The 13,712-nt window shown below is 72.8% G+C and carries 11 protein-coding genes and 3 tRNA genes; 5 read left to right on the forward strand and 9 right to left on the reverse strand.

Annotated features, from left to right (window positions below; all coding sequences use genetic code 11):
* The 3 genes from ABT129_RS12745 to ABT129_RS12755 form a co-directional block, all read right to left on the reverse strand.
* Positions 1-1,088: ABC transporter permease (locus ABT129_RS12745; protein WP_351900141.1), on the reverse strand; the 1,088-nt coding region annotated here is incomplete at its 3' end.
* Between the two features lie 75 nt (positions 1,089-1,163).
* Positions 1,164-2,627, reverse strand: coding sequence for an FGGY family carbohydrate kinase (locus tag ABT129_RS12750; protein WP_351900142.1), 1,464 nt, complete (start codon positions 2,625-2,627; stop codon positions 1,164-1,166).
* 30 nt (positions 2,628-2,657) lie between these two features.
* Entirely contained in the window at positions 2,658-2,969 is a 312-nt protein-coding gene (locus tag ABT129_RS12755) for a YtxH domain-containing protein (protein WP_351900143.1), read from the reverse strand.
* Positions 2,970-3,128: 159 nt separating this feature from the next.
* Between ABT129_RS12755 and ABT129_RS12760 the strand changes: the two genes are divergently transcribed.
* The 3 genes from ABT129_RS12760 to ABT129_RS12770 all read left to right on the forward strand — a co-directional run bounded on the left by ABT129_RS12760 (position 3,129) and on the right by ABT129_RS12770 (position 3,518).
* Positions 3,129-3,201, forward strand: a tRNA-Asn gene (locus ABT129_RS12760).
* A gap of 5 nt (positions 3,202-3,206) precedes the next feature.
* Positions 3,207-3,279, forward strand: a tRNA-Asn gene (locus tag ABT129_RS12765).
* A 165-nt stretch (positions 3,280-3,444) separates the two neighbouring features.
* Positions 3,445-3,518: transfer RNA gene (locus ABT129_RS12770), tRNA-Ile, on the forward strand.
* Positions 3,519-3,830: 312 nt separating this feature from the next.
* Here the strand turns inward: ABT129_RS12770 and ABT129_RS12775 are convergent.
* The 4 genes from ABT129_RS12775 to ABT129_RS12790 all read right to left on the reverse strand — a co-directional run bounded on the left by ABT129_RS12775 (position 3,831) and on the right by ABT129_RS12790 (position 8,441).
* Positions 3,831-6,008, reverse strand: coding sequence for an FG-GAP repeat domain-containing protein (locus tag ABT129_RS12775; protein ID WP_351900145.1), 2,178 nt, complete (start codon positions 6,006-6,008; stop codon positions 3,831-3,833).
* A gap of 170 nt (positions 6,009-6,178) precedes the next feature.
* Positions 6,179-7,387 (reverse strand): MAB_1171c family putative transporter, encoded by a 1,209-nt coding sequence (locus ABT129_RS12780; RefSeq protein WP_351900146.1) that lies wholly within the window; start codon positions 7,385-7,387, stop codon positions 6,179-6,181.
* Positions 7,381-7,902, reverse strand: coding sequence for a hypothetical protein (locus ABT129_RS12785; protein ID WP_351900148.1), 522 nt, complete (start codon positions 7,900-7,902; stop codon positions 7,381-7,383). Before ABT129_RS12785 ends, ABT129_RS12780 begins: the two co-directional genes overlap by 7 nt.
* 41 nt (positions 7,903-7,943) lie before the next feature.
* Positions 7,944-8,441, reverse strand: a complete 498-nt coding sequence (locus tag ABT129_RS12790) for a hypothetical protein (protein WP_351900149.1) — start codon at positions 8,439-8,441, stop codon at positions 7,944-7,946.
* Positions 8,442-9,032: 591 nt separating this feature from the next.
* On the opposite strand from ABT129_RS12790, the gene ABT129_RS12795 reads away from it, so the two are divergent.
* The gene (locus ABT129_RS12795) at positions 9,033-10,013 is read left to right on the forward strand and encodes a ParB/RepB/Spo0J family partition protein (protein WP_351900150.1); all 981 of its coding nucleotides are present in this window, start codon (positions 9,033-9,035) and stop codon (positions 10,011-10,013) included.
* Here ABT129_RS12795 and ABT129_RS12800 read toward each other — a convergent pair.
* On the reverse strand, positions 10,010-10,735 hold the full coding sequence (locus tag ABT129_RS12800) for a 4'-phosphopantetheinyl transferase family protein (RefSeq protein ID WP_502981747.1): 726 nt from the start codon (positions 10,733-10,735) through the stop codon (positions 10,010-10,012). The genes ABT129_RS12795 and ABT129_RS12800 overlap by 4 nt on opposite strands.
* 8 nt (positions 10,736-10,743) lie before the next feature.
* A complete protein-coding gene (locus ABT129_RS12805; protein WP_351900153.1) occupies positions 10,744-12,057 on the reverse strand; it encodes a cation:proton antiporter in 1,314 nt (437 codons plus the stop codon).
* A gap of 377 nt (positions 12,058-12,434) precedes the next feature.
* Between ABT129_RS12805 and ABT129_RS12810 the strand changes: the two genes are divergently transcribed.
* On the forward strand, positions 12,435-13,646 hold the full coding sequence (locus ABT129_RS12810; RefSeq protein ID WP_351900155.1) for a Cmx/CmrA family chloramphenicol efflux MFS transporter: 1,212 nt from the start codon (positions 12,435-12,437) through the stop codon (positions 13,644-13,646).
* The last annotated feature ends 66 nt before the right edge of the window (positions 13,647-13,712 follow it).

A 13,712-nucleotide genomic window follows, 5' to 3' on the forward strand; every position in this document is an offset into this window, starting at 1 on the left:
GTCTCACCGGGCCGGGCGACGAGCCCGACCTCCTTGAGGACCGACTCCTCCGCGCCCGGGTACCGGAAGTCCGCGCCCCGGACCTCCAGATGCCCGCGCCGGTCGAGGGTCCGCACCGGCTCCGCGGGCGGCACCACGCTGGACTCGGTCGAGAGGACCTCCTCGACCCGCTCCGCGCAGACCTCGGCCCGAGGCACCATCATGAACATGAAGGTGGCCATCATGACCGCCATCACGATCTGCATCAGATACGCGAGGAACGCGGTCAGCGCGCCGATCTGCATCCCGCCGCTGTCGATGCGGTGAGCGCCGAACCAGACGACGGCCACGCTGGAGATGTTCACGACGGTCATCACCGTCGGGAACATCAGCGCCATCAGCCGGCCGGTCGCCATCGACACGTCGGTCAGCTCCGCGTTCGCGCCGCGGAACCGCTCCTCCTCGTACCCGTCCTTCACGAACGCCCGGATCACCCGGTTGCCGGTGATCTGCTCGCGCAGCACCCGGTTCACCGTGTCGAGCCGCTCCTGCATGGTCCGGAAGAGCGGCCGCATCCTGCGCACGATCAGCGAGACGGCGACCCCGAGGATCGGCACCACGGCGAGCAGCACGCCCGAGAGCGGCACGTCCTGGCCGAGGGCCATCACGATGCCGCCGACACACATGATGGGCGCGGAGACCATCAGGGTGAACGCCATCAGGACCAGCATCTGGATCTGCTGCACGTCATTGGTCGTACGGGTGATCAGCGAGGGCGCGCCGAAGTGCCCCAGCTCCCGCGCGGAGAACGACTGCACCCGGTCGAAGACCGCGCCGCGCACGTCCCGGCCGAGCGCGGAGGCGGTCCGGGCGCCGTAGAACACGGCCCCGATGTTGCAGACGACCTGGACGACGGAGACGCCGACCATGAGGGCGCCGAAGCGCAGGATGTATCCGGTGTCCCCGTCGACGACACCGTTGTCGATGATGTCCGCGTTCAGGGTCGGCAGGTAGAGGCTCGCGCAGGTCTGCAGGAACTGGAGCAGGACGAGCAGGGCGATGGGTTTTCGGTACGGGCCGAGGTGGGTTCGGAGAAGTCTTATGAGCACGGCTCCTACTATCGCCCGCACCCCCGAGGCGTTACGACTCCGTTTCGGGGTGCGGGCCGAGCCCTGGTGAAGACTTTACGAACCGGCGTGCGAACCGGCCTGCGGACCGAACGCGCCGGGGTGGATCTGGTCCCGCGTCGCCACGTACTGCTGCCGTACGGCCTGGCCCGCGGGCAGCTCGTCACCCGGCTCCAGGATCTGCGCGGCCGCGCCCTGCCAGGCCGGGGGAGCGGACGGCGAGAGCGTGCCCCGCGCCACCCCCAGCGCCCAGGCGGCCTGCCGCGCGGCGCCGAGCGCCGCGTAGTCGGCCGGCTGGGGGACGACGACCTGCGCGCCGAACAGCGCGGGCGCCAGCGCCTGCACGGCCGGCAGCGCGGCCGCCGCTCCGAGCAGGAAGACCCGCCGCACCTCGACGCCCCGCCCGCGCAGGACGTCCATGGCGTCGGTGAGCGCGCAGAGCATCCCCTCGAACGCGGCCCGCGCCAGGTGCTCGGGCTTCATCGACTCGCGCCGCAGCCCGCTGAGCGTGCCCGCGCTGTGCGGCAGGCTCGGGGTCCGCTCGCCCTCCAGGTACGGGAGCAGGACGAGCCCGGAGGCGCCCGGCGTCGACTTCAGGGCGAGCGCGGACAGCTCGTCGAGCGATTCGAGGCCCAGCATCTCGGCGGTGCCGCGCAGCGCCCGCACCGCGTTGGTGGTGTGGACGACGGGCAGGTGCATGCCGGTGGCGTCGGCGAACGAGGTGATCATGCCCCGGGGGTCGGAGAGGGCCTCGTGGTGGACGGCCATCACGGAGCCGGAGGCGCCGAGCGAGACCACCGCGTCGCCGGGGCCGAGACCGAGGCCGAGCGCGGCGGCCATCGTCTCGCCGGTGCCGGCGGAGATCAGGAGCCCCTCGGGCGTGGTGCCGGCCGCCTCGGCCGGGCCGAGGACCTCGGGCAGCACGGCCTGGTGGCCGAGGGCCAGCTCCACCAGGTCGGGGCGGTAGGCGCCGGTGCGGGCCGACCAGTAGCCGGTGCCGGAGGCGGCGCCGCGGTCGGTGGTGCGCCGGGCGGGCCGGCCGAGGAGCTGCCAGACCAGCCAGTCGTGCGGCTGGAGGAGCAGCGCGATCCGCCGGGCGTGCTCGGGCTCGGTGCGGGCCAGCCAGCGCAGCTTGGCGACCGGCTGCCCGGCGCCGGGCACGGAGCCGACGGCCTCGGCCCAGGCCTCGCGGCCGCCGAGCGACTCCACGAGTTCGGCGGCCGCGACCTGGGCCCGCTTGTCGTTGCGCACGAGGGCGGGCCGCACCAGACCGCCCTGCGCGTCGAGCGGTACGAGTCCGTGCTGCTGCGCGGACACGCCGATGGCCTGTACGCCCTCCAGGATGCCGCCGGTGGCGGCCTCCCCGAGCGAGAGCAGCCAGGTCTGCGGGTCGACGTCGACGGCCTTGGGTTCGCCCGGGTGAGGGGCGTATCCCTGCCGCAGTACGGCACCCGTGTCCGTGTCACAGACGACGATGCGTGTGAACTCCGCTGAGCTGTCGAGTCCGGCGACTATCCCCATGACACATGATTCTGCCGCACGTGGGGCGGTTCAGGTGTTGCTGGTGCCCCAGTCGTCCTCCGCGACCTTCCCGTTGGACCGTCCGTTCCCGCGCAGGGTCTGGAACCGGTCGGTCACCGAGGACGGCAGCCTGTCGCCCACCTTGTCGCCCACGACGTGCGCGGCCTTGCCCGCGACCTGGCGCCCGGTCTGGGCGGCGGACTCGGCCGCGTTGCGCACGGCCGGGTTCTGGCTGAAGTCCTTCGCGGACTTCTTCAACTGTTCGTAGCGCTCGCGTCCGGCACGCGTGCCGATCACGTAACCGAGGGCGAGTCCCACGACGAACGTCAGCTTGTATCGCATGGCCACCACCTTCCCTGGAGAGCTTCACTGATGCATCGCTGGTGCCCACGGCGATACCGATTGGCGGAGCACCCCCCTGCTTGCGCTAATGTATGTGTCGCAGCGAGCAACCGCCCGCCCGGAGCATCCGGAGTGGGTACGTTCGGTGCAACGCAGCAATCCCCTGTAGCTCAATTGGCAGAGCAGCCGGCTGTTAACCGGCAGGTTACTGGTTCGAGTCCAGTCGGGGGAGCGCGATCCCCTGTAGCTCAATTGGCAGAGCATTCGGCTGTTAACCGGAGGGTTGCTGGTTCGAGTCCAGCCGGGGGAGCGAACGGAAGAGGACCCTTCGGGGTCCTTTTTCGCGTCTCGGGGAACCATGCGCGGCGCGGGGCGGTCTTCATGGTCGAGCAGAGCCGATCATCCGGAGCAGGAGATCGTATGAGCGGCTATGCTGCGGCAGACGGCGCGCACACATGTACGCGCCTCACCGAACGGGGCGGTAGCTCAGCCGGTTAGAGCAGCGGACTCATAATCCGTCGGCCGTGGGTTCGAGTCCCACCCGCCCCACCGTAGAAAAACGTTCTGACCTGCGAAAACGCCCCTGGAGGGGTGGTTCCGCGGGTGGCGATCGCCCCGCATCGGTGTGGCGGAACGGATGTCACCGGCCTGCCTCGCCCTGTCCGTACCTTCGTGAGCCGCGGCGGTGGCCGGAGCGTCGGGGCGGAACCACGTCGATGGTCCCACGGCGAGCCCGCGGATCCACGTGTGACACGCCGCACATACCGTCTCCGGCTCGTCGAGTCGTACGGCCGGGGCGTCCGGGTCGTGGTGGAGCAGCCGGCGCCGGGCGGCCCGGGGGCCGCGCCGGCGCCGGGGTGGTCAGCCCAGCAGTCTGTCGTCGTAGTCGCCGCCGCGGAGCTCCTGCGGACGGGTGTACGGCGCGGTCCAGTAGCCCGTGCCGAGGTAGAGCTTGGCGTCGCCGAGGCTGTTGATGGCGACGAGGTCGTCGACGCCGTTGCCGTTCGCGTCCGCCACCGAGGTGAAGTCGGCGTAGGTGTTCCAGCCGGCGCCGATCTTCGTCCGAGCCGCGAAGGTGCCGTCTCCGTTGCCCAGGTACAGCCAGAGGACACCGGAGCGGTCGCGGGCGACGAGGTCGCCCGACGGGTCGCCGCCGATGTTCCCGGTCGCGGCGATCCGGTCGTAGGTGTTCCAGCCGTGCCCGATCCTCGTGCGGGGAGCGAAGGGGGCCTTGGCGACGCCGGTGCCCTTGTAGAGCCAGAGGGCGCCGGTCTTGTCGGTGGCGACGAGGTCGGGGCGCCCGTCGCGGTTCAGGTCGGAGCCGGCCGCGATCTGGTCGTAGACCTGCCAGCCGCCGCCGATCCGGCCGCGGCCGTCGTACCCGCCCGCGCTGTTGCCCTGGTAGAGCCAGAGGTCGCCCTTCTTGTCGCGGGCGACGAGGTCGGGCAGCGGCGAGCCGGCGATGTTCCGGGTGGTCTCGACGCGGTCGTAGATGTCCCAGCCGTAGCCGATCTCGGTGCGGACGCTACCGAAGCCCGGCAGCGCCGAGGAGTGGGTGAGGTCCAGGCGGTCGAGGTTGCCGTTGTTACGGACGATCAGGTCGGGGGACCCGTTGTCCGTCAGGTCGCTCGCGTTCGCCTTGCGGGCGACGGTGAACGAGCCGGAGGCGGTGGCCGCCGGACCGAGCCCGTCCTGCGGGGTGGCGGTCAGCGTCCAGTCGTAGGCTCCGTTGAACGCGCGCTCGCCGCTGTCGAGGGTGCCGTCCCAGGTGAAGCGGAGCAGCTTCTCGGCGGCGTAGTCGTTGCTCGACGGCTTGAGGACCGTGGTGCGCGCCTTGCCGGTGCGCTGGTGGCGGAGGGTGACGGTGACCTCGGCGTTGAGCCGGGACATCGGCCAGTCGAGGTTCACCCCGGTGCGGTTCTTGTCGAGGTCGAGCACCGCCGGGATCTTCGACGGTCCGACAACGAGCTTCACCGGCTTGCCGTTGGAGGCGATCCTGGTCGCCGCGGGCCTGCCGTCGGCGCCGACGCGGATCCGGAAGAGGCCCTGGCCGTCGGCCAGGGTGCCGCCCTGGACGAGGAGCGAGCCGTCGGGCTCGTCGACGGCCTTCGTGACGGTGTCGAGGAGGCGGACCTCCTCGCCGGACACGGTCCGCGCGCGGAGCGCCTGGACCGGGGACGGCTCGTAGAAGTTCCGTGCGTCGGCGAAGAGCACCCAGTCGCCGAGGGCGCGGATCACAGGGCGGTGCGTGCTCCCGAGGTCGACGGAGGACCGGGCGCCGCTCTTCCGGTCCTGGATGACGAGAGGCGTGTCGCTGCCCGACTGCCAGGCGCGGGTGGTCTCCGACTCGTCGCCGGCCCAGGCGTCGAGCGGGAGCGGCGAGGTCTCGATGCCGCTGAGCGTGCTCGTCGCGAGGTCGAGTACGGCCTTGCACGGCACGCGGTCGACCTCGTAGCTGACGGCGATGGTGCCGCCCCGGGCCGTCCCGACCGCGACCCCCCTCGCGTCGGAGGGCAGGCCGATCGCGAGGGTGGTCGCGTCGGGGCCGTCCAGGTGCAGCTTCTGGAAGCCCGTCCTTCCGTCCGTGGAGACGGACAGGAGGGTGGAGCCGACCGCTCCCAGGACGTTCTTCTGGTACAGCGCGGAGTTGGGGAAGGTTCGGACGACCGTGTCCGTCGCCATGTCCCGGATCGTCGTGGTCGCGCGGTCCACGGAGACGACGCTGTCCGAGCCGTTGACGTGGTGGACGGTGTACTCGTGGGGGACCAGGGTCGCCGCGCCGTCGGAGTAGCGGACCCAGCGGAAGTGGACGCCCTCGGTTCCCAGGTCCTCGCGGGTCAGGTACCCGCTCGTCCCCGTCCCCGCGAGGACGCCCGGCAGCGGCAGGAACTGCCCGGTCGCCTCGGTGGCGGTCGGGGCGGAGACGGCGGTCGGGGCGGCGACGGCCGGTGGCGTCAGGGCGATGCCGGCGGTGACGGCGAGCACCGTTCCGGCCGCGACGGCGAGCGCGCGACGGGTCGGACGGAGGGGGAGAGTCATGGCGTGGTCCTCGTGGACGAGTCCGGCGAAAGAAGAGGCCGGTGTGACGGAGGTTCCGTCACACCCGCGAGACCCACGAGGATGTCGAAAGGTTGTACGACCGAGCCGCCGGGGATGACGGTGGCGGGGCGAACCGGTCGCCTCGGGGCGGATCGGGCGCGGTTCTCCGGTCATCGGACGGGTGTGACGGCGGCGGTGGCGAAGGGGCACGTGGGGGCCGCGGCGTAGGCACGGGCCAGGGCGACCAGGTGGGTCCGCTCGGCCGTGAGGGCCGTCGCCTGCTCCTCGCGGGTGAGGAGGGCGGGCCACTCTCCCCAGAGAATCGATTCTGCGGGGGACTCGTACCGCGGACACCCCGCGAGCTTCGCCCGGCGGGCCTCCTTCATCACACAGGCGAGCGCCAGCGCGTCCGTCTGCGCCGGGGGGAGTCCCAGCGGGCGGAGCCGTTCGCGGGCGAGGACGGGGAGCCCGGGCGGCACGTAGTGGTCCAGCTCCAGCATCGCGTCCCGGATCTCGATGAGCTTGCGGTAGGCGAGCAGTCCCCGCGGCACCGGGGGCCAGAGGAGTTCGAGCAGCCTGCTGCTCCGCCGGGTCAGCACGACATGGGGGACGACGCCCACCAGCTCCCGCCAGAGGGGCCAGAGCCGCCACACCGTACGGGCGTCGGTCAGGGTCCTGGCGAGCGTGACGGCGGTGGGGGCCAGGATCGCCGCCGCGCGCAGCAGGGCGTGCAGGTTGATCAGCAGCGGGAGGTACGGCAGCGCCGGGGGCGCGTCGAGGACGAGGGGGAGCAGCCGGCCGATCCAGAAGAGCGCGGCGAGCGCGGTGCCGGAGGCGAACAGCCAGAGGGCGGCGGCCAGCGGGCGGTCGTCCGTGCGCAGGCCGTACCAGCAGCAGACGACCACGCACACGGAGTCGGCCACCACATGGGTGGAGATGAGCGTCAGCCAGTACGCGGAGGACGGCGACGGCCCCCCGGCGGCGATCACCGAGTGGCCGGCGTGCGCCGGTGCGGAGAGGTCCAGGACCGTCAGGACGACCAGGACCGCGGCGACGACGACGCAGAGGCCGGTACGGAGCCGGCGGTTCCTGCTCGGGGCCGAGACGAAGAACAGCACGGCGCCCGCCGACACCACCCCGGTCAGGTTCCGCACCAGGTCGACGGTGTGGCTGGTGCCGAGGAGATGGGTGGCGGACCGGGTGACGGCGGGAAGGTCGAGCGTCATCGCCAGACCCGCGGTGGCCACGGCCAGCCACAGCCCGCGCTGGTCGGGGGAGCGCAGCGACGGCGCCGCGCGCAGCAGCGTGGCGAGGCAGAGACAGAGACAGCTCGGGTAGGTGAGCCATGTGCCGATCGCGGTGAGGTGGGCGCTCAGCACCCGGAGTCCTCGACCCCGATGGCCGCGCTCAGACTGGCGAGCGGGCCCTGTCGTCGGTGCCGCGGGGGCTGGTCCGCCCCGGTGCGCAGCATGCTGGCGAGCAGCTCCGCCTCGCGTTCCTGGCGGGTCGAGTAGTTGGTGCGGCCGAGGATGCGGCCCACCATGCGCGGGTCGAGGTCCGGCAGGAACGTGCGGCGCAGGGTGTCGTCGTCGTCCGGCCCCTCGGACCGCGGATCGTGCTCGAAGAGCATGTGGCCGAATTCGTGCAGCACGATGTGCTCCTGGTGGAGCGCGGAGGTGTGCTGCTCGTAGAAGATGTGGTCGTCCGTGGCCGTCGCGAGCCAGAGGCCGCAGGCGCCGGCCGTCGAGGCGTCCAGGGGTAACGGGTGCAGGTGCAGCGGGCGTCCGCGCTGTTCCGCGACGTGTTCGCGGAAGCTCGGTATGGAGAACGGCTGGGGGAGCCGCACCCGCTCGGCGATCTTCCGGCAACGTCGGTGCAGGGTGAGGGTTCGCAACGGCTACCGCTCCTTGGCGTCGGGTTCGAAGGGGTGCTCCGTCACGGGGCCCTCGTCCCTCCGTCCGTTCCGGCGTCCGGCTCCGCTGCCTGGCGGTCGACCTCGGGGAGGTTCTGCGTCTTCCTCGTCTCGTTCACGATGGTGAGGAGGGAGTCGAGGCTCGCGGGCGAGAGGCCCGAGGCGCGCATCGCCAGACTGCGCACCTTGGCGTCGCGCAGGGCGGTGGCGAGTTCCAGCTGGGCCTTCACCCGCTGCGACACCTCCTCGTTGAGGAAGTACTCGGGGGGCACCCCGAAGAACTGGGCCAGGACGTCGAGCTGTTCGAGCGTGATGTTCCGCTTCTTGCCCGAGGCGAGTTCCCAGAGGTACGTCCCGGAGATGGAGCCGCCGGTCGCGGCGCTGATCTCGCGGGCCAGCCGGGCGTACCCCGGCCGCTGCTGCTCGTCGGGGTAGACGACGCGGATCAGCTCGACGAGCCGCTGGTCGAACTTCTGCAGCAGCGGACGTACTCCGTCCTGGCGTGCCGGGTCCCCGCCCATGCGGCCCCTCCCTCCGGAAGACACACGGCATGTGTATCCCTGTTTGCCTGAGCGGACAAGACTGATCCCGGACAGGCGCGGAGACGGACAGGACCGTCCTCGCCAGCGGACGTGTTGACGCTCATCATCCGCTGGCTTAGCGTCACATTTCGGCTACGTTCGGCGCCGGGCGAGGCGTCACCCCTCCCTCGAAAGGACCGCGATCGCATGGTGCAGCCGCGTGACACGCAGGACCGGCGGGTGAACGGGCCGGGCGTCGGCCACCGAAGGCCGGCCCCCCTGCCGACCGCGGTGTCATGACGAGAACCGGCCTTCTCCGGCACGGCGGTTGACCCCACCGCGCCCGCGACGGTCCGCACCCCCACCCCGCGCACCGGCGCCGCACGCGCCCCTCGGCCCGGCCTCCCCGCCGGACCGCCCCCCACTTCCCCCACCTCCCCCACCCCCCCCCCCCGTGAGGCCCGCGCGCCCCGCCGCGGGCATCCCTCCCCCTCCCGCCGCCCGTGCGGCCGCACGGCGCTCCGCCCTGCTCGCGGCGGCGGGCCGTCCCACCGTTCCCGTCATGGATGACGTGCATTCCTGGAGGCATTGATGTCCGCACTATCGGATCAACGGCAGGCGTCCACCTTCGACATCGACATACGCACCCTGCGGCCGGCGGACTCGCCGCGCTTCACGATCGACCAGGCGCACGTGCGCGCCCTCGCGGAGAGCGAGGCGGAGTTCCCGCCGATCCTCGTGCACCGGGCGACCCTGCGGGTCGTCGACGGCATGCACCGGGTGCGGGCCGCGGAGCTGCGCAACCGGCGCACCATCGGGGCGCGCTGGTTCGAGGGGGACGAACACGCGGCCTTCCTGCTCGCGGTGGAGTCCAACACCCGCCACGGACTGCCGCTCTCGGCCGCCGAGCGGAAGGAGGCCGCGTTACGGATCATCCGGAGCCACCCGCACTGGTCCGACCGCAGCATCGCCGAGCGCACGGGCTGGAACGCCACCGGAGTGGGCGCGCTGCGCCGGAGCGTCGCCGACCCGGAGGCGCGGCCCGAGGCGCGCGTCGGCCGCGACGGCCGGGTCCGCCCGGCCACGGCGGCGGAGGGACGCCGGGTGGCCGCCGAGGTCATCGAGGAGAACCCCGCCACCTCGCTGCGCGAGATCGCCCGGCGGGCCGGGATCTCCGTCGGGACCGCCCGCGACGTCCGCCACCGGCTGGCCCAGGGCCGCCCCGCGGTGCCCGGCGGCCGGCAGTCCGACGGACCGGACGCGCCCGCCGGCGCGTCGCCCGCGTCCGGCGAGAACCCCGCGGGAGGCGGAACGGCCCGGGACATCGCGCGCCGCATCACCCTCTTCGACGGACTCCGCAACGACCCCTCCCTGCGGCTGAGCGAGAGCGGACGGCTCGTCCTGCACCGACTGCACACCCAGCTCCGGACGACGGAGGAGTGGAAGCGCCTCGCCCCCACCATCCCCCTGCACGGACGGGAGGCGGTGGCCGACATCCTGTCCGCCTGCGCCGACGACCTGAAGGGGATGGCCAGGGAGCTGCGCTGCGTCGAGGACTCCCTGACCGGCTAACGCCCGCCGCGCGCGGGGGAGCCCACGGCTCCCCCGGCGGCGCCCGGGCCTCCCGGGACCGGCGCCGCGACCCGGTGGGTGACGGCGGTGACGACGAGCCCGCGGCCCACCCGCCACCGCCCCCGGAGGGTCTGCGGCGCACGCCCCCCGTCGTCCCGCCCGGCCCGCAGCAGACGGGCGCGGAAGGTCCGCCGGTACGGGTCGAGGGTCAGCTCCGCCTCCCGGAAGTCCAGCCAGGTCCCCGTCAGCGGGAACCAGGCCTTGTACACGGACTCCTTCGCGCTGAAGAACACCCGCTCCCAGTGGAGCGAGGGACGGGCGAGGCGCAGCTCCGCCAGCCGGTCCCGCTCGGACGGCGACGCGATCCGGCGGAGGAGGCCCGGCGGCAGCGGCGCGTGCGGTTCGGCGTCGATGCCGACGGCGGCGACGTCGATGCTCCGCGACACGGCGGCGGCGCGGTAGCCGTCGCAGTGGGTCATCGAACCCACCACGCCCTCCGGCCAGGTCGGCGCCCCCCTCTCACCCGGGACCATCGGTCCCGCAGGGCGCCCCAGATCGGTCAGGGCGAGCCGCGCGCAGTGCCGTACGGTGGCGAACTCCCGGCGCCTGCGGTCCACCGCCCGGCTCAGCACGGCCGCCTCCTCCGGGAAGATCCAGGCGTCCGGGATGTCGCCGAACTCCTCGGCGGTCAGCACCGCTTCGGGCACCAGACCGCTCAGCAGCGTGGACATCAACGCTTCGCCTCCGAGGGCTTGCGCTCCCCGCGCCGGGCGGGCTCGGCGTGCCGGACCGCCGCCTCCCACTCCGCGGCCAGGTCCCGCAGGTCGGCGTCGACCCGCCGGCGCGGGTACGCCCAGCGCAGCAGGGGCGCGGTCATCGCGGTGGTGACGAGGGCCATGACCACCATGAGCGAGTACAGGTCCGCGTCGAGCAGCCCCACCTGCAGTCCCACGCCCAGGATGATGAGCTCGGTGAGGCCGCGGGTGTTCATCAGGACGCCCAGCGTCGTCGCCGACCGCCCGGACTGGCCGGCGGCCCGCGCCCCGAGGTAGGCGCCCCCGAACTTCCCGGCGACCGCCACCAGCAGGATCAGGCCCAGCCGGCCGAACGCGTCCCCGTCCACGGTGCTCAGGTCCACCTTCAGCCCGGCCACCGTGAAGTACGCGGGCAGCAGCATCCAGGTGATCGACTCGAAGCGGTCGACGACCGCCGCGCGCAGCCGCTCCGTGCCCTGGCGCGGGACGATCGCCCCGGCGAGGAACGCGCCGAAGATGAAGTGCAGTCCGAACCACTCGCTCAGCGCACCCGAGACGAGCAGCAGCACCGCCAGCACGCCCAGGGGCGCGGAGTGCCGCTCGCCGCCGTCCGCCCCCCGGGGCTCGCGAGCCGCCAGGAACCGGCCGAGCAGCGGGCGCACCACCATGATCATGACCACGGCGTACGGCACGACCAGCAGCACCTGCCAGGAACTCCGGCTGCCGGTGAACGTCAGGACGGCCGCGAGCAGCAGCCAGGCGATCACGTCACCGACGGCCGCGCTCGCCATCGCCAGCGCCCCGACCCTGGTCCGCTGGATGCCCCGGTCGGTGAGGATGCGGGCCAGCACCGGGAAGGCGGTGATCGACATGGCCGCGCCGATGAAGAGCACGAAGGCGAGCCGGTCGCCGCTCTCGTGGTCGTTCCACAGCCACAGCGCCAGCAGCGCGCCGAGCCCGAACGAGCAGAGGATCGACCCCAGGGACACCCCCGCCGCGGCGCGCCCGGTCCCGCGCAGCAGCCGCCGGTCGAGCTCCAGCCCGACGAGGAACATGAAGAGCGCGACGCCGAGGTTGCCGAGGGTGCTGAGCATCGGGCGGACGTCGGCGGGGAAGACGGTGTCCGAGAGGGCGCCGTGGAACAGCGTCGGACCGAGCAGGATGCCGGCGAGGATCTCGCCCACGACGGCCGGCTGGCCGCACCGTCGCGCGAGGCGCCCGAGCACGTGCGCGAGCGCGAGGATCGATGCCAGACCGACCATGATCATGGCTGTCTGATGGGTGGTCATGAACGCTCCTTGTCCTGCGGATCGTCGGATCCGCGGCGGCGGTACCGCCCCGTTCGGGGCGGCTCGGGGCCGGGGCGCCGGGGCCGTACAAGGCGTTAGACACGGCGATCCGGGCGTTGCTATGTTGAGAGGCATGTCGAGCCCCGAGGCAGAGAGAAGCGAGCCACCGGTGATCCGGTGGCTGATCGCGTAACCCTCGGGCGACCCCGCTCCTCCACGGCTTCACGGCCGAGCGGTGTGTCGCGCGTCCGCCACGGATCAACCGCGTCGCGGGAACACGTCCCCAGTCATCTCCGGGACGGCTCCCACGCGACCGCATGACCTCTGCCGTCCATGCGTCGCGTCTCCCCTTTCTGCGATGTAGTTGGAGCTTCCTCATGCCATTCGCCATCTACGTTCTCGGGCTGGCCGTCTTCGCCCAGGGAACGTCGGAATTCATGCTCTCCGGGCTCGTGGAGGACATGGCCGCCGACTTCGGCGTCTCCCTCCAGGCCGTCGGCTCGCTCACCTCGGCCTTCGCCGTCGGCATGGTCGTCGGCGCACCGCTGGTCGCGATGCTGAGCCTCCGGTGGCCCCGCCGGCGCGCCCTGCTCGCCTTCCTGATCACCTTCCTCCTCGCGCACGTCGTGGGCGCGCTCACCCACAGCTTCGAAGTCCTCTTCGTGACCCGGGTGATCGCCGCCCTGGCCAACGCCGGCTTCCTCGCCGTCGGCCTCGCGACCGCCGCGAGCATGGCCGGGCCCCAGGCCAAGGGCCGGGCGACCTCGGTGCTCCTGAGCGGAGTCACCCTCGCGTGCATCGCGGGCGTCCCCCTCGGCGCCGTGCTGAGCGAGGCCTGGGGCTGGCGCTCCGCCTTCTGGGGCGTCGCCATCATCTCCGCCCCCGCGGTCTTCGCGGTACTGATGTCCGTGCCGTCGGCGCCGGTCGACCCCGCTGCCCCCAGCGTCCGCCACGAACTGGGCGCGCTGCGCACCCCCCGGCTGATCGTGACCCTGATGCTCGGGGCGCTGGTCAACGGAGCGACGTTCTGCTCGTTCACGTACCTCACTCCCGTCATCACCAACGTGACGGACCTCGGTTCCGGCTGGGTGCCCGCCGCGCTCGCGCTGTTCGGCATCGGGTCCTTCGTCGGCGTCAACATCGGCGGCCGGCTGGCGGACACGCGGCCCGGTCAGGTGCTGGCGGTCGGCGGTGCGGCGCTGCTGGCGGGCTGGCTGCTCTTCGCCCTCACCGCCGCGAACCCGGTCCTGGCGCTGGTCCTCGTCTTCCTCCAGGGCGCGCTCTCCTTCTGCGTGGGCTCCACCCTGATCGCCCAGGCCCTGTACACCGCGTCCGACGCCCCCACCCTGGGCGGCGGCTTCGCCACCGCCGCGCTGAACGTCGGCGCCGCGGTCGGACCCGCTCTGGGCGGTCTCGCCCTGAGCGCCCAGTTCGGCTACCGCTCGCCGCTGCTGGTGAGCGCCGCGCTCGTCGCCCTCGCCCTGCTCCTGGCGGGCGTCGCCCGGGCCGCCGGTCTCACCGGCGGCAAGGGGGACGCCGCAGCCGTGGAGAACCGCCCGGCCGAGCACCCGGTCGAGGCCCGTTCCTGACCGTCGCCTCCCGTGTCCGGTGGCCCGTCCTCCCCGGAGGGCGGGCCACCGGTCCGACACGGGGCC

It is taken from the genome of Streptomyces sp. NPDC002057, assembly GCF_040296665.1.
Classification (GTDB): Bacteria; Actinomycetota; Actinomycetes; order Streptomycetales; family Streptomycetaceae; genus Streptomyces.